Source organism: Priestia iocasae, assembly GCF_016909075.1.
Lineage (GTDB): Bacteria > Bacillota > Bacilli > Bacillales > Bacillaceae_H > Priestia > Priestia iocasae.
Map to the genome: position 1 here is coordinate 14,972 of NZ_JAFBFC010000001.1, position 17,064 is coordinate 32,035.

The 17,064-nt window shown below is 35.6% G+C and carries 13 protein-coding genes and 1 other annotated feature; of the genes, 7 read left to right on the top strand and 6 right to left on the bottom strand.

Annotated features, from left to right (window positions below; genetic code table 11):
- Window positions 1–18 precede the first annotated feature (18 nt).
- Window positions 19–651, bottom strand: a complete 633-nt coding sequence (locus tag JOC83_RS00075; RefSeq protein ID WP_205182374.1) for a GNAT family N-acetyltransferase — start codon at window positions 649–651, stop codon at window positions 19–21.
- 244 nt (window positions 652–895) lie between these two features.
- Here JOC83_RS00075 and acsA point away from each other — a divergent pair, with 244 nt between their 5' ends.
- Window positions 896–2,611: an acetate--CoA ligase gene (gene acsA / locus JOC83_RS00080; RefSeq protein WP_205182375.1), complete on the top strand. Its 1,716-nt coding sequence runs from the start codon at window positions 896–898 to the stop codon at window positions 2,609–2,611.
- Window positions 2,612–2,722: 111 nt separating this feature from the next.
- Here the strand turns inward: acsA and JOC83_RS00085 are convergent, their stop codons facing one another.
- Window positions 2,723–3,784: an SDR family oxidoreductase gene (locus JOC83_RS00085; protein WP_205182376.1), complete on the bottom strand. Its 1,062-nt coding sequence runs from the start codon at window positions 3,782–3,784 to the stop codon at window positions 2,723–2,725.
- A gap of 339 nt (window positions 3,785–4,123) precedes the next feature.
- Window positions 4,124–4,352 (top strand) — a binding site (T-box leader).
- A 67-nt stretch (window positions 4,353–4,419) separates the two neighbouring features.
- Between JOC83_RS00085 and tyrS the strand changes: the two genes are divergently transcribed.
- Window positions 4,420–5,676: a tyrosine--tRNA ligase gene (gene tyrS, locus JOC83_RS00090; protein WP_205182378.1), complete on the top strand. Its 1,257-nt coding sequence runs from the start codon at window positions 4,420–4,422 to the stop codon at window positions 5,674–5,676.
- Between the two features lie 160 nt (window positions 5,677–5,836).
- Here tyrS and rpsD read toward each other — a convergent pair whose 3' ends face one another.
- Window positions 5,837–6,439, bottom strand: coding sequence for a 30S ribosomal protein S4 (rpsD, locus tag JOC83_RS00095; protein ID WP_205182380.1), 603 nt, complete (start codon window positions 6,437–6,439; stop codon window positions 5,837–5,839).
- Window positions 6,440–6,880: 441 nt separating this feature from the next.
- Between rpsD and JOC83_RS00100 the strand changes: the two genes are divergently transcribed.
- A complete protein-coding gene (locus JOC83_RS00100) occupies window positions 6,881–8,752 on the top strand; it encodes a sensor domain-containing diguanylate cyclase (protein ID WP_205182382.1) in 1,872 nt (623 codons plus the stop codon).
- Window positions 8,753–8,880: 128 nt separating this feature from the next.
- Here the strand turns inward: JOC83_RS00100 and JOC83_RS00105 are convergent, their stop codons facing one another.
- A complete protein-coding gene (locus tag JOC83_RS00105; RefSeq protein ID WP_205182383.1) occupies window positions 8,881–9,363 on the bottom strand; it encodes a GAF domain-containing protein in 483 nt (160 codons plus the stop codon).
- A gap of 259 nt (window positions 9,364–9,622) precedes the next feature.
- On the opposite strand from JOC83_RS00105, the gene refZ reads away from it, so the two are divergent.
- The gene (gene refZ, locus JOC83_RS00110) at window positions 9,623–10,273 is read left to right on the top strand and encodes a forespore capture DNA-binding protein RefZ (RefSeq protein WP_205182384.1); all 651 of its coding nucleotides are present in this window, start codon (window positions 9,623–9,625) and stop codon (window positions 10,271–10,273) included.
- Here the strand turns inward: refZ and hisJ are convergent.
- On the bottom strand, window positions 10,268–11,062 hold the full coding sequence (hisJ, locus tag JOC83_RS00115) for a histidinol-phosphatase HisJ (RefSeq protein WP_205182385.1): 795 nt from the start codon (window positions 11,060–11,062) through the stop codon (window positions 10,268–10,270). The genes refZ and hisJ overlap by 6 nt on opposite strands.
- A 321-nt stretch (window positions 11,063–11,383) precedes the next feature.
- Between hisJ and ezrA the strand changes: the two genes are divergently transcribed.
- Window positions 11,384–13,075, top strand: coding sequence for a septation ring formation regulator EzrA (ezrA, locus tag JOC83_RS00120; protein WP_205182386.1), 1,692 nt, complete (start codon window positions 11,384–11,386; stop codon window positions 13,073–13,075).
- 77 nt (window positions 13,076–13,152) lie between these two features.
- On the opposite strand, the gene brnQ is transcribed toward ezrA, so the two are convergent.
- A complete protein-coding gene (gene brnQ, locus JOC83_RS00125) occupies window positions 13,153–14,508 on the bottom strand; it encodes a branched-chain amino acid transport system II carrier protein (protein WP_205182387.1) in 1,356 nt (451 codons plus the stop codon).
- 193 nt (window positions 14,509–14,701) lie between these two features.
- Between brnQ and JOC83_RS00130 the strand changes: the two genes are divergently transcribed.
- Window positions 14,702–15,844 carry a cysteine desulfurase family protein gene (locus JOC83_RS00130; protein ID WP_205182389.1) on the top strand — a complete coding sequence of 381 codons (1,143 nt, stop codon included), beginning with the start codon at window positions 14,702–14,704 and terminating at the stop codon, window positions 15,842–15,844.
- A 6-nt stretch (window positions 15,845–15,850) separates the two neighbouring features.
- Window positions 15,851–17,062, top strand: coding sequence for a tRNA uracil 4-sulfurtransferase ThiI (thiI, locus tag JOC83_RS00135; protein WP_205182390.1), 1,212 nt, complete (start codon window positions 15,851–15,853; stop codon window positions 17,060–17,062).
- The last annotated feature ends 2 nt before the right edge of the window (window positions 17,063–17,064 follow it).

The window sequence follows — 17,064 nt, forward strand, 5'->3', positions numbered from 1 at the left end:
TACGATGAAATCTAGTTGTTAATACATAAAACGATTTTGAAAGCGTAACCGGTCAAATTCTTGAATTGCAGTTGGTTGAATTCGTTTTCCGATACGTGCCATTAAGCAATTAGCAGGGTGTGAGCTAATTTCTGGGTCATCGGTTGCGAACCATTCTAGACCGCCTGCTTGCATCATCTTCTCCATTACTTTACGGTAATCCCATACATTTAATCCCGTTCCTTTGAGATCCCAATGCCAATAGTATTCAGTTGTGATAATAATATAATCTTCCATTGCATCGTCCATCATCGATACTTGTAGTAAGTTCTTTCCGATTGCATATCCTCGAAAAGGAGCTGCCACCTCAATAGCGCCAAGCTCAATTAAATTTTCCATGTTGCCCTCTGACCATCTTTCTAACGGATCTGGATAAAGGTACGTTACGTATCCAATGATTGTATCTAGATGACGTGCAATTAGTATTCTACCTTCTGGTAAGTCTGCAATCTCAATTAATGCTTTCTTTTGTTGATCTGGAGGTCTAAAAGCAACGAGTTGTTTATGAAATTCAAGCTCTCTTAGTTTATGAGAAGGAATGGGACCTTCTATGACGATTGTTCCAATAGGTGTTTTTAATTCTTTTGCATTATAGGTTTTTGGATGATTCACTTTATTCACCACCTGAGTTTTTCATAGAAAAGTATAATATTCTTCTATTATACATAAAAAAGCAGAATATAAAGCGTTTTCAAAAAAATAACACATTTTAAAGGGAATTGATAGGTTAAGTAGAATATTAGGTTGTATAACGACTTTTCTACTAATTTTCTAAAAGAATATTTTTAAAATTGAGAAAAGTTAAATAATGTATTATAATAGATTTGTAAATTTCATACATAAGGGGGAGTTTGTGATGAAAGTGGAAGCGCTTCCTGTAACAAAAGGGGATTATAACTTACAGGACTATAATCAAGCTTACGAGACGTTTGATTGGTCACAAGTGGAGAAAGAATTTTCATGGTATGAAACTGGAAAGGTAAATGCTGCTTATGAAGCAATTGATAAGCATGCAAACTCTTTTAGGAAAAACAAAGTAGCTCTTTATTATCGCGATGGGAATAGAGATGAAAAGTATACCTATAAAGAAATGAAAGATTTATCTAATAAAGCAGCGAATGTGCTAAAGCAGGCAGATGTAGAAAAAGGAGATCGTGTTTTTATTTTCATGCCTCGTTCTCCAGAATTATACTTTTCTGTTTTGGGAGCAATTAAGTTAGGGGCTATTGTTGGTCCTTTATTTGAAGCTTTCATGGAAGGCGCTGTTAAAGACCGCCTAGAAGATAGTGATGCAAAAGTATTAATTACAACTCCAGAATTACTCCAACGTGTTCCCGTCGATGAATTACCTGCACTTAAACATGTTATTCTCGTAGGAGAAAACATTACTGAAGAAGGTCCATTTTTAGATTTCCATAAACGTTTAGAAGAAGCTAGTAAAGATCTTCGAATTGAATGGGTAGAGCGTACAGATGGTTTGTTGTTACACTATACATCTGGATCTACTGGGAAGCCAAAAGGTGTACTTCATGTACATAATGCGATGATTCAACATTATCAAACGGCCAAGTGGGTGTTAGATTTAAAAGATGACGATGTATACTGGTGTACAGCCGATCCAGGCTGGGTAACAGGTACTTCATATGGTATTTTTGGTCCATGGTTAGTTGGCGCGTCCAACGTCATTATTGGTGGACGCTTTAGTCCAGATACTTGGTACCAAGCCCTTGAAGACTATGGGGTAACAGTATGGTATAGTGCACCAACGGCATTTCGCATGTTAATGGGTGCTGGAGATGATTTAGTTAAAAAGTATGACTTGAGTGGACTGCGTCATATTTTAAGTGTTGGTGAGCCACTTAACCCAGAAGTAGTACGCTGGGGTGTGAAAGTATTTAATAATCGTATTCATGATACGTGGTGGATGACGGAAACAGGTGGACAAACCATTTGTAACTACCCTTGCTTAGAAGTAAAACCAGGCTCAATGGGCAAACCAATTCCAGGTGTGAAAGCTGCAATCGTTGACGATCAAGGAAATGAGCTTCCTCCATATCGAATGGGGAATTTAGCGATTAAAAAAGGCTGGCCTTCAATGATGTATACGATTTGGAATAATCAAGAGAAGTACGAATCCTACTTCATGCAAGGGGATTGGTACGTATCTGGAGATTCAGCCTATATGGATGAAGAAGGATATTTCTGGTTCCAAGGCCGAATTGATGATGTGATTATGACAGCTGGTGAACGTGTTGGACCATTCGAGGTTGAGAGCAAACTAGTGGAACATCCAGCAGTAGCAGAAGCAGGTGTAATTGGTAAGCCAGATCCAGTTCGTGGAGAAATTATTAAAGCGTTCATTGCGTTACGCGATGGATATACAGAATCAGACGAATTAATTGAAGACATTCGTCAATTCGTAAAGAAAGGCTTAGCCGCTCATGCAGCGCCACGTGAAATTGAGTTTCGTGATAAGCTACCAAAAACACGCAGTGGTAAAATTATGCGTCGCGTCTTAAAAGCGTGGGAGCTTGATTTACCAACTGGTGATTTATCAACAATGGAAGATTAATAGAAGGGGCTGAGACAGAAGGGATAAAGAACATTCCTGTTTGGCTCAGCCCACAACATCCCTTACCCCAAAAATCCAGTAAAATCAATGGATAGAGAGGTAAGGGATGTTTTATGAGTGTACTCTTTCTTTAACGAAACTAGAGATAATGCGCCTTAACATCTCCTCATCCATGTTCAGCTCATTTCGATTAGCTTCTTCTAACATCTCTTTTGTATGTTGACTTTCAAATATAATGGAACGATTCCAGTATGAGTGGAATACTTTGAGCGGCTCGTTAACGAAATGCTCTTCCTTAGAAAATGTTGCTTCATCAGCTGTTGCCACCATTTTAAGATTTGGAAACTGTAAAACATCTTTTACAATCTCAAAGATTACTTGATGGTCTAGAGGATGTGGGTTTGTAATATTATAAATTTTGTTCGGCTGTGCGTAAGTTAACCCAATGGTTAAAACATCAGCTACGTAATCAACAGGTACAAAATTAGATTGTGTTGATGGATTGATTAGTAAGCGATACATGTTACTTGTCCAATTGTCTTTTCTAGATATTTTTCTTTTTAAGAGCTTTAACCCTTTTAATAACCCGTACAATGCAAAGCTTGTATCTGCTTCACCTGTTATTGAATCACCAATAATGATGGCAGGGCGCATAATGTAAACATTGAAATCTTCTTTGTAAGAGAAAACGAGATGTTCACTTACGCATTTGCTTTCTTCATAGTAGTTAACAAATGAGCGATCCGTCGAATAAAGTTGTTCGTACCCTTGCTCGCTTTTTCCTAGCGTATAAGCAGTACTTACATAGAAAAACTTTTTAGCTGCAATCTCTTTAGCGAATTCTAAGACATTTCTTGTTCCGTCCACATTCACGTTAAATGTCACATCTTTATCAGCAGGGTCAAACGATAAAAGTGCAGCCATATGATAAATGGCATCAATTTGCTCATTTATTCTTTCATAATCAACGTCTGATATGCCTAACTTTTCTTTTGTAATATCTCCATATATGGCGGTTAAACGAGTTGATTGCTGAGAAGAAAGTGATTGACACAGTGTATGAAACTTATGTTTATTACGAACAAGCACATAGATGTGGTGGTCTTGAGTTAATAAATTTTTGATTAATCGTTTACCTAAAAATCCTGTTGCTCCTGTTAAAAAGATATTCATTTGTTCAGCTCCTTTATGTTTTTCTAGAGGAGAAAAAATTGTCTTGTAAAATAACGATTAAAATTAGTTGCTCGTCATATTTAAGTTCAATTAAATTTAACATTGCTTCTCCAAAAAGAAGCTACTTTACAATCCATGATGTAGACTTCCTGAACCTCTATTAAACGCATACTTATACCTCTATGATACCATTATCTCTTTTAACTTGACTATTGAAAGCATTTTCTTTTAAGTTGCAGTAAAGTGAACGATAGAAGCTACAATTTTAATAATTGCACTTGAATTTCCTTTTTAAATAGGGCATAATGTTGCTGTATAGACTTTTTTACTCAATCAAATAATTAGGCATAGATAGGAATAAGTAGTGAGAATCTCCCTGTTTTAGAGAGCTGATGGTTGGTGAAAATCAGCACATAGATGATCATGAATTACATCCTTGAGCATCTTTTGTGAACCTATAAATTAGTAAGTAACAAAAGACGGGTAGACCGTTACATCGTTTTAAGTGGAGGCTTATTTTTTAATTAAGCTTCAAATAGGGTGGTACCGCGATATTTTCGTCCCTTCTTCTATAGAAGGGGCGTTTTTTGTTTTTATTTATCTTTAATAACAAATTAAAAGGAGAGATTATAAGTATGGATATCCTAAAGGATTTAACCTTTCGAGGGCTTATTAATCAGCAAACAGATGAAGAAGGTTTAACAGCTCTCTTAGCAAAAGAAAGTACAAGATTATACTGTGGATTTGATCCGACAGCAGATAGTTTACACATTGGTCACTTACTTCCAATTCTTATTTTAAGTCGATTCCAGCAAGCAGGTCATCAACCGATTGCGCTTGTAGGAGGCGGAACAGGACTAATTGGAGATCCAAGTGGGAAAAAAGCAGAACGTACATTAAACGAAAAAGAAACAGTTGCGATGTTTAGTGATCGTATTAAAGATCAACTTTCTCGTTTCTTAGATTTTGAAGAGAAGGAAAATGCGGCGATTATTGCTAACAACTATGAGTGGATTGGCTCATTAGATGTTATTACATTCCTACGTGATATTGGTAAAAACTTTGGAATTAACTACATGATGGCAAAGGATTCTGTTCAATCGCGAATTGAATCTGGAATTTCCTTTACTGAATTCAGCTACATGATTTTACAATCATTTGACTTCTTAAAGTTATACCAAAACTACAACTGTCGTCTACAAATTGGTGGAAGTGATCAGTGGGGGAATATTACGGCTGGATTAGAATTAATTCGTAAATCTGAAGAGGATGCAAAAGCATTTGGATTAACAGTGCCACTCGTTACAAAAGCTGATGGTACAAAATTTGGTAAAACAGAAGGTGGCGCAATTTGGTTAGATGCTGAAAAAACAAGCCCATACGAATTCTACCAATTCTGGATTAATACAGATGACCGTGATGTTGTGAAATACTTAAAGTACTTCACATTCTTATCTCATGAAGAAATTATAGCATTAGAATCCAAGGCATTAGAAGCGCCAGAAAAACGTGAAGCACAAAAAGCATTAGCTTCAGAAATGACAAAGCTGGTTCATAGCCAAGAAGCGTTAAATCAAGCAATTCGTATTTCAGAGGCCCTATTTAGTGGAAGTATTGCTGAATTAACGGCAGAAGAAATTAAACAAGGCTTTAAAGATGTACCATCTTACCGTCATGAAGGTGGAGAAATTGGTTTAATCGATTTATTAGTAAATAGTAAAATTTCGCCTTCTAAACGCCAAGCTCGCGAAGACATTTCGAACGGAGCGATCTATATCAACGGAGAGCGTGTGCAAGACCTTCAACAAGTTGTAGGAGAAGATGAGCGAATTGAAGGGCAGTTTACAGTTATTCGTCGTGGTAAGAAAAAATACACATTAATTCAATACTAATAAGTGATGTTACAAAGAAGTAATCATCCATAGTTATAAAAAATACCCTGCTTCCTAAATCATATCCATAAAAATGGATAAACAGGGAGGAGGGTATTTTACTAACCTAATAGTCATGAATAATAAAAAAATCTCTCCAAAAGGAGAGATTTTTTTATTATTAACGAGAGTAGAACTCTACGATTAGTGCTTCGTTGATTTCAGCAGCTAATTCAGAACGCTCAGGTAAACGAGTGAATGTACCTTCTAATTTCTCAGCATCTACAGTTAAGTAGTCAGGAACGAAGTTTGTAGCTTCAACAGCATCTTTAACTGCGCTTAGGTTGCGAGATTTTTCACGAAGGCTGATCACTTGACCAGGTTGTACACGGTAAGATGGGATATCAAGACGTTTACCATTCACTAAAACGTGACCATGGTTAACTAATTGACGAGCTTGACGACGAGTGCGAGCAAGACCCATACGGTATACTAAGTTGTCAAGGCGAGCTTCTAAAAGGATCATGAAGTTCTCACCATGCTTACCAGTCATTTTACCAGCAGCAACGAATAGGTTACGGAATTGACGCTCATTTACACCGTACATGTGGCGTAATTTTTGCTTCTCTTGTAATTGTAAACCATATTCAGAGATTTTTTTGCGTTGACCTGGGCCATGTTGACCAGGAGCGTAAGGACGCTTTTCTAATTCTTTTCCAGTACCACTTAAAGAGATACCAAGACGACGAGATAATTTCCAGCTTGGACCTGTATAACGAGCCATGAATGACTCCTCCTTATTGTTTTTATTTTATGCAAAACAAAAACAGACACAATCTTTGGCTACGCTCATTTTGTTTTCATGTACCTTCGCTCTAGCAGCAGAGAGTTACAAGATACACCTCAATGATGAGGAACAAAATGAAAACATAAAAAAGAATGTATAGGCTGCAATATTTCACACAACGAAAATTATATGATTTTTATATACTAATGTCAAGAAGAAAAGAAAAAGAATGAAGAAGCACATCAATTATGGGATAATCTCATGTTATCCTATGAAGAGTTTATCAAGACTTCGTAAACAATTCTCTACCTTTTCTAAATAGACGTATATACATTAGAAAAGGTAATATATAAATGATAGGAAAAAATTACTTTATTCATTATAATGGTAATATTAGCGTTTAATGTATCGGTGTACTTTTAACTGTAGGTGATAATGGTGAATGAATTGAATAAAAGGAACTTAGAATATTTACAAGCTTACTTTTTCAAAGTGTTATCTTTAGACGAAAATACAAGTTCTCTTCAATATATGATGAATAAAATAGTAAAGTTTCTTGTGAAAGAATACAGTTTGCAAAGCGTGTCGTTCATCATATGGGATGAATTTACAAACCGTTATACGGTCGAGTCTACAACAAATGAGATAGAAAGAGAATCTGTTTCACACCTCGTTTTTGAAGCGTTCTCATTTCTTCGGCAACAAAATCAACAGTCTTTTACTGTAGAAGGAAACGACGTATCTATATGCTTGCGTACAGATGAAAAAAAGTACTATTTGCATATCGTGCAAAGTGAAGAAAGTCAAATAGACGCTGAATTTTGGGAACAATTATCAACGGAATGCGGAAAAATGCTTGAGCTATTATTAACGTATAAACGTGCTGTCAGTCAAGAGATGAAGTATGAACAGCTTTATCAAATTACAACAAAATTCCATTTATCTTTAGAAATGGAAGATATTCTCGAAGAAACGGTCTATACGTTACAGAAAGTTTATCCAGATTTCACCTACCTGTTGCTGTTGTCGTATGATAATAAAAATGATCGGAAATTACCAATTGAATACTTACAATATGATAATAAAAATATTAGTGAAAAAGCAATGGAAGCTTATGTGTGTGGAGAAGTAGAAGTAGAATATGACTTAGTAAATCAATCTGCTATTTTATATGCACCTTTAAAAGGAAAGCAAGGGAACTATGGTGTATTGCAAGTGGTAACAGAAGATAAAGAGCTATTCTCAAAAGATATTGTTAAATTTATTACGGTTCTGGCACATACAGCTGGAAGTGCATTAGAAAAGGCACAGCTTTATGCTCAATCACGAAGACTTATTGATGATTTAAGACTAATTAATGAAACATCACATCAGCTGAACTCTAATTTACGGTTAACGGATACAATTTGTTATATGTCACATCAAATAAGAGAATCATTTCATGCACAAGAAGTTGGATTTGTTTTGTTTTCGGAACATAGCGATAAATATCAGCTGTTAAAGGGAAGTACCTTATTTTTCTCAGAATCATCCGCCCATTTTTATATTGAGTATGTATACAACCGATTGCAAGAAGAAAAAGAAGCTATTTTTGTAAATGAATCACCTTTTTCTTTTTCAAATGAAGAAATGTACTATCATTCCATTATTGCTGTACCAATGGTTCAAAATGGAGTTGTTAAAGGAGCAGCGATTGTACTACATAGCGACCCGTACTCTTTTACATTTGATACATTCAAACTTCTTCAATCTTTAATTCATCATTCAACGCTAGCATTTACAAATTCGATGTTAAGAGAAGAGCTTGAAAAGCTTGTTGTAACAGATCATCTGACAGGCTTATATGCTCGCAATTATTTAGATGATAAAGTAGAAAAGTCGATGATTCAAGACCCATGTGGTACTTTTCTTTTAATTGATATTGATGATTTTAAGAAAGTAAATGATACATATGGCCACCAAATAGGCGATCAAATTATTATTCAAATTGCTAACATTATTATCCAAAATATACGGGTGAAAGATGTTGGAGCAAGATGGGGTGGAGAAGAATTAGCTGTCTATCTTCCATCTGTTCCAATTGAATTAGGGGTAACAATTGCTGAAAGATTAGTCAAGAAGGTAGAAGCAGAAACGAAGCCAAGTGCAACCATCTCATGTGGTGTTTCCTGCTGGTCAAGGGATAAAGTGGATACGCTTGAAGAGCTGGTTCTGCGTGCAGATCAAGCATTATACTGTGCAAAAGACTTAGGGAAGAATAGAGTAGTTGTGGAACGAGAAAAAGAAAACACCTCTTATTCAGAAAAGTGAAAATGATTTTTGTGTAAGATGTATCGTTACAACCTAAAATAAACGAGGCTGAGGCAAAACCTAGTGAATGAAAATGAAAGAAGCGGATGGGAACAAATTTGTTCCCATCCGCTTCTTTCTGGTTTAGGTTAGTTAATGTGATTGACTAGCTCAGCTACAAATTTTTCGAGATATTGTTGATCAATTTCATCGAAGCGATTTTTACTAGGACTATCAATGTCTAATACTCCTAGTAATTTTCCATTCTTTAAAATAGGGATAACAATTTCAGATTGTGATGCTGCATCACAAGCAATATGACCTGGGAATTGGTGAACATCTGCCACTAGTTCGGTTTGCTGATTCTTTGCAGCAGTACCACATACTCCTCTTCCGTAAGGGATACGCACACAAGCTGGTAAACCTTGGAATGGTCCGAGAACAAGTTCACCTTCTTCTGCTAAGTAAAAGCCAACCCAATTGACTTCCGTTAAGAATTGATTAAGTAACGCAGAAGCGTTTGACAAGTTCGCAATTGAATTTGTTTCTCCATCTAATAATGCACGTAATTGTTTAATTAACAATTCATAATCTTTTTCTCGTGAACCACTGTAATTTTCTACTTGAAACATGAAGAATTCCCCCGTTTTCGTAATCAGTATTTAGATACATCGCTTTTATACATGTCGAATTCCCTAATAAATACGTGTAACATCGTCATTTTTACCACAACTTTGTCGATAAGAAGATAAAGGAATGTGTCTAAATCTAACGAACCTTTAATAGTAAGACTATTTATTTTTACTACACTTTAAGAGTTCTCTAATAATGTAACTATTCTGTCACATCGTAAATGATTTTTCAATTAATAAGTTGTGGGGTGTGATTATAATGGCTGTTAAGACAAAAACAAAAGAAAAAGTTATTGATGCTGCGGTATCTCTCTTTAATACAAAAGGATTTGATGGGACTTCTGTTCGTGAAATTGCTAAGAAAGCAAAAGTAAATGTCGCTAACATCTCATACTATTTTGATGGTAAAGAAGGTCTTTTAGAAAGCTTAGTTACTATGTTTTTTGAAGGATACATTAAAGAGATTGAAAAAGCATTTCAGTTTCTTGATACACATTCCCCAAAAGAATGTTTAATGTTATTAGTTAGGAACGTTCTAATGTATCAACATGAACATCGACATATTGCTCGGTTTGTTTATCGAGAAATCTCCCTTGATACTATACTGATAAGAGAAGTTATGACGACATATTTAACAAAAGAGAAATTTTATATTAAGACGATACTAGAAAGAGGGATGAAAGAGAGGCAATTTCGAAAAGTGCAGCCTCCTTTTATAATCGTACAATTAAAAGGGATGCTAATGATGCCATATCTTCACCCTCAATACATGACTGAAGTGCTTCATTTATTTGCTCATGAGCCTTACTTTGTCGATCACTATCGAAAAGAAGTAGAAAGTTGGATTTCCTATACAATTTGCGGAGAAAATGACTCAAGTAACAAAGTTATTCTTCAATTAAAATCATAACGGAAAAAGAGATGTGTAACCTTGACCTAAATCCTTTGAACAGTGGGCATCTGACCCATATACAAGAGGGATTTTTTTCTTTTGTGCTTCTTTTACAATCCAACTAGGCGGATACGCTTCTTGGCAAAAAGGCTTGTATAAGCCCGCTGCATTGTAATCTAACTGTAATTGTCGACGTTTTATTTCGTCTAAAATAGTTGTAATGGTTCCTTTAAAGTTTTTCTTACAAGGAAAACGTTTTTGAAACTTATGAACGAGTGTAACATGTCCAATTCGATTTGGTTTGTGCTTCCCTAACTCTGCTTGAATAGATTTCAAAACCGTTTGATAATATGCTTCATATACATGTTCTACGCCTGAAAATAAGTGGATAATACGTGCAAACTCATCATCGCTGTAATCAAGACAATAATATTGATCTCCTTGCGTTAAGAAATGCACAGATAAGATACTGTCATCTAAATAAGGTCCGTATTCTTCTAACAATATGGTTGTTTGCTTTTCAAAGTTGATAATGTAATCCACTTCTAGGCCAATATGAATCTTTATGTCGTTTGCATAGCTCTTCTTTAAGTGTTCTAGTTGAGAAATATATTGTTCCATATGACTTCTTGACATAGCGCTATCTTTTAAGGGTGTTGGGTCAATGAAGCCTTCTGGCAATGGTGCGTGCTCGGTAAAAGAAATTTCATTAAATCCAAGTGATAGAGCTTGGTTGATATACTGTTCAAATGTATCTGCAGATCCATGTGGACAAAAGGGAGTATGGAGATGTTTATCAGCTTTCATGTTTTGTTCCTCCTATAGTTTCATCATTTAAAGAGTCGTTATATACAAACTCATTACGGGGGGTGAAATCACCTTCTGTAATTGTCGATTTTTAACGATAAAAAGGTCGAAAAAATATGAGATTTATCTGTTGTGTTTATTGTAACGACACCATTTGACAGATTGCTAATATTTTTTGAGCAAAAATTTAAATTTTTGCTCAAAAAATAGTGTTAACATGGTATCATTAAAACATTGACGCAAAATCTTTAAAGGGTATCTTTTCCTTTTTTTATAAATGTCTTATGATGTCATTGGGAGAGTCGCGTAAGGGGGCTTAATATGGAACTCATTATAGCACTAATCATACTAATTATTGGGTTAATTGTGTATGGGATGTTTTCACGCAAGCAAATATATAAAGAAGTGGATCGGCTAGAAGCTTATAGAATGGAATTAGCAAATATGCCGGTAGCAGAAGAAATTTCAAAAGTCAAAGAGCTAAACATGACAGGGCAGACAGAAGAAATGTTTGAGCGTTGGCGTGAGCAGTGGGATGAAATTGTTGCTGTTCAACTTCCAAAAGTCGATGAGCTTCTATTTGAAACAGAAGAGGCTACGGATAAATATCGCTTTAAGAAAGCCAAGCAACTCGCTACGCAAATTGATACAACACTCTTGCAAATTAAAGCAAACATTGATGAGATTTTAAATGAACTACAAAGTTTAATTGGAAGTGAACAAGACAACAGACATGATATTGAAGCGCTACAGCAGTCATATCGACAAGTAAAGAAAAAGCTTTTATCTCATCGTTACTCATATGGAAAGGCAGAAAAAAGCCTAGAGCAAGCTATCGAAGAGTTAAAAGATCGTTTTACGTTATTTGAAGAAGAAACTGACAATGGTAATTACCTTCAAGCGCGGGAAGTAGTCTTGAGTATTCAAAGGGACTTACATACGATTGATACTTATTTAGATGAAATTCCAAAAGTGTTTATCGAGTGTCAAACAAGCATACCGACTCAATTAGACGAATTATTTGAAGGGTATCAAGAGATGGTTCAACAAGGTTATGTTCTTGAACACCTTCAAATAGAAGAGTCCATAGAAGCTTTAAGAGTTTCAATAGCTGAAATTATTCGAGCAATTGAAAACCTTCAAGTAGTAGAAGCAACAACAAAGCTAGATGAAGTAAATGCAAAGTTAGAAAGTATGTATGATTCATTAGAGCACGAAGTGATGGCTTATCATACCATCAATCGTGAAGTACATGTTATTATGACGTCATTAAGAGCGTTGCAAGAGAAAAATAAAGAACTAAGAGAAGAAACAACATTTGTACAACATAGCTATCAAGTGAATGAAGCGGACTTAGACATTTATTATAAAATGGAACGCGAGTTAAAACGCTTAACAAACTTTTATTACAATATTTCAGACAAAATTGCTGAACATAACATTGCATATAGTGTCATCCAAGAAGAGCTAGAAGAAGTAGCCAAGCAACTTGAGAAGCTAAAAGAAACGCAGCATGCATATGTAGAGATGCTACAAGCGTTAAGGAAAGATGAAATTATAGCAAAAGAAAAAATTAATGAATTAAAGCTACAATTACAAGAAACGAAAAAAATTATTCAAAAAGGTAATTTACCTGGTCTTCCACAAGAATACAAAGCGCAAGTAGAAAAAGCGAAGAAACGCTTAGAGGAAGTAACGGTTAAGCTACATGAAAAGCCGTTAAGTATTCGAGGAGTAAATGAATTGCTTGAAGCTGCTATTGATGATGTACAAGCAACTTTCATGGCAACAGAGGATATGGTAGAAGAAGCATTTCTTGTTGAAAGGGTTATCCAATACGGTAACCGCTATCGTAGTAGCTACAGTACCGTTGCACAATCCTTGCAACAAGCAGAAGAAGCATTTCGTAAATATGAGTATAAAGAAGCTCTTAGCCAAGCATCTGCTGCTATTGAACAAGTAGAACCAGGTGCTGTAGAGCGAATTCAAAAGCTTGTAGCAGCTGACAAATAAAAAAGATGACTCGTAAAAGTTTAGCATCCTTTCAATGAAGGTTACTTACACTTTTAGTCAGAGTCATCTTTTTTTATTTAAGAAGCTTTTTTGGAGTGATTGTCTGAGTTCGCTGTATGACGCACTTTTCCAATTACATAACCAATTATGGCTGCTATGATGGTAGGAACTATCCATCCGATACCTTGGCTATATAATGGTAAGTAAGCTTCAAATAATGAATCAATAGCTCGAATTGGCATTCCAGCTCCTTTTAACGCATCCATTAAGCTAACAATACTACCAGCAATAACCGTACTTACATATACTTCTTGATATAAGGAACCTTTTCGGTCTATAAAAGATAAAACAATTAAAATAATGGCAATTGGATAAATAAACACTAAAATTGGCACTGAAATTTGGATGAGCTGAGTTAATCCTACATTTGCAATGATTGCACTAAAGATGGTTAACACAACAACAATCGTTTTATATGAAAGCGATGGAAAGATAGTTGTGAAAAACCTTCCGCAAGCTGTTGTTAGCCCAATTGAAGTTGTTAAGCAAGCAAATGTAATAGCCAATGCTAAAATCAATGTCCCAAACGAGCCAAATAAATAAGTAGCAACAGAGGTTAAAATAGATCCACCGTTTTCTTTTAATCCAATTGCTTCGACACTTGAAGCCCCGATATAAGCCAGTGACAGATATACTAGTACAAGACCTACAGCTGCAATTATTCCTGCTTTTACACAAATAGAGGCTATAGTTGTTTCACTCTTTATTCCCTTCTCTTTAATCGCTGTAATGATCACAATTCCAAATACTAGCGCTGCGATCGTATCCATCGTTAAGTAACCATCGATGAACCCTTGAGTAAATGGAGAAGATGTGTACTTTTGTTCAGGTGCTTGAAAAGAACCCATAGGAGTGATAAAGCTCTTAATCACTAAAAGAGCTAATACACCTAGCAGTAAAGGAGTGAGTACCTTTCCAATTCGATCAACAATCTTAGTTGGATTTAGTGCAAGCCAAAGGGTTACTCCAAAAAAGACAACAGTATATAAAGCTAGTGGGACACCTGTTGAGTTCATATCACTTCGCAAAAAAGGTGTTAATCCAATTTCAAAGGCTACTGTGCCAGTTCGAGGGATACCGAATAAAGGCCCAATAGCTAGATATAAAACAATTGTAAATAATATTCCGAAAATAGGATTTACACGCTTGGAAATTTCAGTGAAATCACCATTTGTTTTAGAGATAGCAATGACACCCATAAGCGGTAAACCTACACCGGTAATTAAAAAGCCTAATGTCGCACTCCACATGTTTGTTCCAGCTTCTTGTCCTAATGCAGGTGGAAAGATCATGTTGCCAGCACCGAAAAACAGGGCGAAAAGCATTAAGCCGATGGCAAATGTCTCTCTCTTTGTAAGCGTTTTCTTATTCATATTTCCTCCTAAAAGCAAAACCAAATTTATTTTCTGATACATATTAACATACTTTCTAAAAAATTTGTCGAATATTTTTAAAAACTAAATATTCTGTCTAGTTGTTGAGTAAACTAACAATTCAATTTAAAAAGTACATTAGATATGATATGATAATACGATGCCTACAATTAATCAACAGGGGGCGCATACATTGATTTATTTAGACAATAGCGCTACAACAAAGCCTTATAAGGAAGTAGTTGATTCATTTGTAAAAGTTTCATCTACTTATTATGGTAACCCATCTTCGCTCCATAAATTTGGTGTTCAAGCAGAAAATTTATTAACATATGCAAGAGAACAGGTGTCTAGCTTGTTGCAGGTTCAATTTAATGAAGTTATTTTCACTTCTGGTGGTACAGAAGGGAATAATTTAGCTATAAAGGGTGCTGCCTTGCAACACCAAGGGCGTGGAAAACATATTGTGACGACAACGATTGAGCATGATTCAGTGCATGAACCATTCAAACAATTAGAACAGCTAGGGTTTTCCGTCACGTATGTTCCTGTAAATGAGAATGGCTTTGTTGAGGTGGCTGATATAGAGAAAGCCATTACGAATGAAACCATTTTAGTTTCGCTTATTCATGTAAACAATGAAGTAGGAGCCGTTCAGCCAGTTAAAGAAGTTGGAATGTTAGTAAAGAACTATCCAAAAGTCATTTATCATGTAGATCACGTACAAGGGCTTGGGAAAGTTCCTTTAAATATTAAAGATGCACACATTGATCTTTGTACAATTTCTGGACATAAGATTCATGGTCTAAAAGGTACAGGTGTATTATATATACGAGATGGTGTGACTTTATTTCCTTTAGTAAGTGGAGGATCGCAGGAGTTACAGAAACGCTCTGGAACGGAAAATGTTGCTGGTATTGTCTCCTTTGCTAAAGCGTTACGCCTAACTGTTCAAAATCAAGCAGAACATATAAAGAAAATGGAACGTATAAAGGAGAAGTTAATAAACCGTCTTGTACAGCATGAAAGAATTGTTATGAATACGGCACGAATGAATACGGCACCACACATTATTAATATAACCATTCGAGGTATGAAAGCGGAAGTACTTGTACACAGCCTTGAAGAGAAAGATATTTTCGTCTCTACAACATCTGCTTGCTCATCAAAGACAAAAAAGCCAAGTAAAACATTAATGGCGATGGGGAGAAGTATGAGTGATGCGAATGAAGCAATTCGCATTAGTTTGTCTCATCTAAACAATGAAGATGAACTAGAAATAATTGTTAGTGCGCTTTTTGAAACAATTGATGAACTAAAAAAAGTAATGAGGTAAAACGTTATGATTTATAATCACATCTTAATTCGTTACGGTGAAATTTCAACAAAAGGTCAAAATCGTAAAAAGTTTGTGGAGCAATTGAAACGAAATATTGCCCAAGCTCTTGAAGCTTTCTCAAACGCCAAGATTAAATTTACGAGAGATCGTATGTATGTTCACCTAAACGGTGAAAACCATGAACCAATTGTTGAAGAGCTACAAAAAGTATTTGGTATTCAAAGCTTTAGCTTGGCACTAAAAGCTGAAAATGATATTGAACAAATTAAAGAATTTGCTTTGCAAGCAGCACAAGAATTTGATCAACCTAATACAACATTTAAAGTGAGTGCTAGACGAGCAGACAAACAATTTCCTCTAGATACACACGAATTAAATTATGAAATTGGTAGTCACATTTTACGTAATACTGAAAATTTAAAAGTAGATGTACGCAATCCAGATGTAAATGTACGCGTGGAAGTAAGAAAGGAAGCAACCTATATTACATGCTTTGATTATCCCGGCGCAGGAGGCTTACCGGTTGGGGCAAGTGGAAAAGCAATGCTTATGCTTTCAGGTGGTATTGATAGTCCAGTAGCAGGTTTTCTAGCAATGAAGCGAGGATTAGAAATTGAAGCCGTTCATTTCTATAGCCCTCCGTTTACGAGTGAGCGCTCAAAACAAAAAGTAATTGATTTAGCACAGAAGTTAACAGCATATAGCGGGAAAGTAAGATTGCACGTTGTTCCATTTACTGCTGTTCAACAAGCTATTCAAAAGCAAATACCAGAAAATTATACAATGACATCCACACGAAGAATGATGTTGAAAATTACGGACAGAATCCGTGAGAAACAAGATTCATTAGCCATTGTAACGGGAGAGAGTCTGGGACAAGTAGCAAGCCAAACAATTGAAAGTATGTTTGCTATTAATGAAGTAACAAACACGCCTATTATTCGTCCGCTTATTACGATGGATAAAACAGATATTATTAAAATTGCTCGTAAGATTGATACGCATGAAATATCAAACCGTCCTTATGAAGACTGCTGTACGATCTTTACACCAAGCTCACCTAAAACAAAACCAAAGCGTGAGAAGGTAAATCGATATGAACAATTTTTTGATTTTGATCCATTAATTGAAGAAGCTGTTCAAAATACAGAGGTAATGGAATTAACATCTGAATTGAATAACCAGTCATTGGTTGCTGAAGAGGATTTATTCTAATA

Excerpts from the sequence above, each read along its gene's own strand:
- acsA (WP_205182375.1), top strand. The coding sequence starts at position 896 with ATGAAAGTGGAAGCGCTTCCTGTAACAAAAGGGGATTATAACTTACAG.
- JOC83_RS00085 (WP_205182376.1), bottom strand. The coding sequence starts at position 3,784 with ATGAATATCTTTTTAACAGGAGCAACAGGATTTTTAGGTAAACGATTA.
- tyrS (WP_205182378.1), top strand. The coding sequence starts at position 4,420 with ATGGATATCCTAAAGGATTTAACCTTTCGAGGGCTTATTAATCAGCAA.
- rpsD (WP_205182380.1), bottom strand. The coding sequence starts at position 6,439 with ATGGCTCGTTATACAGGTCCAAGCTGGAAATTATCTCGTCGTCTTGGT.
- JOC83_RS00105 (WP_205182383.1), bottom strand. The coding sequence starts at position 9,363 with ATGTTTCAAGTAGAAAATTACAGTGGTTCACGAGAAAAAGATTATGAA.
- refZ (WP_205182384.1), top strand. The coding sequence starts at position 9,623 with ATGGCTGTTAAGACAAAAACAAAAGAAAAAGTTATTGATGCTGCGGTA.
- hisJ (WP_205182385.1), bottom strand. The coding sequence starts at position 11,062 with ATGAAAGCTGATAAACATCTCCATACTCCCTTTTGTCCACATGGATCT.
- ezrA (WP_205182386.1), top strand. The coding sequence starts at position 11,384 with ATGGAACTCATTATAGCACTAATCATACTAATTATTGGGTTAATTGTG.
- brnQ (WP_205182387.1), bottom strand. The coding sequence starts at position 14,508 with ATGAATAAGAAAACGCTTACAAAGAGAGAGACATTTGCCATCGGCTTA.
- thiI (WP_205182390.1), top strand. The coding sequence starts at position 15,851 with ATGATTTATAATCACATCTTAATTCGTTACGGTGAAATTTCAACAAAA.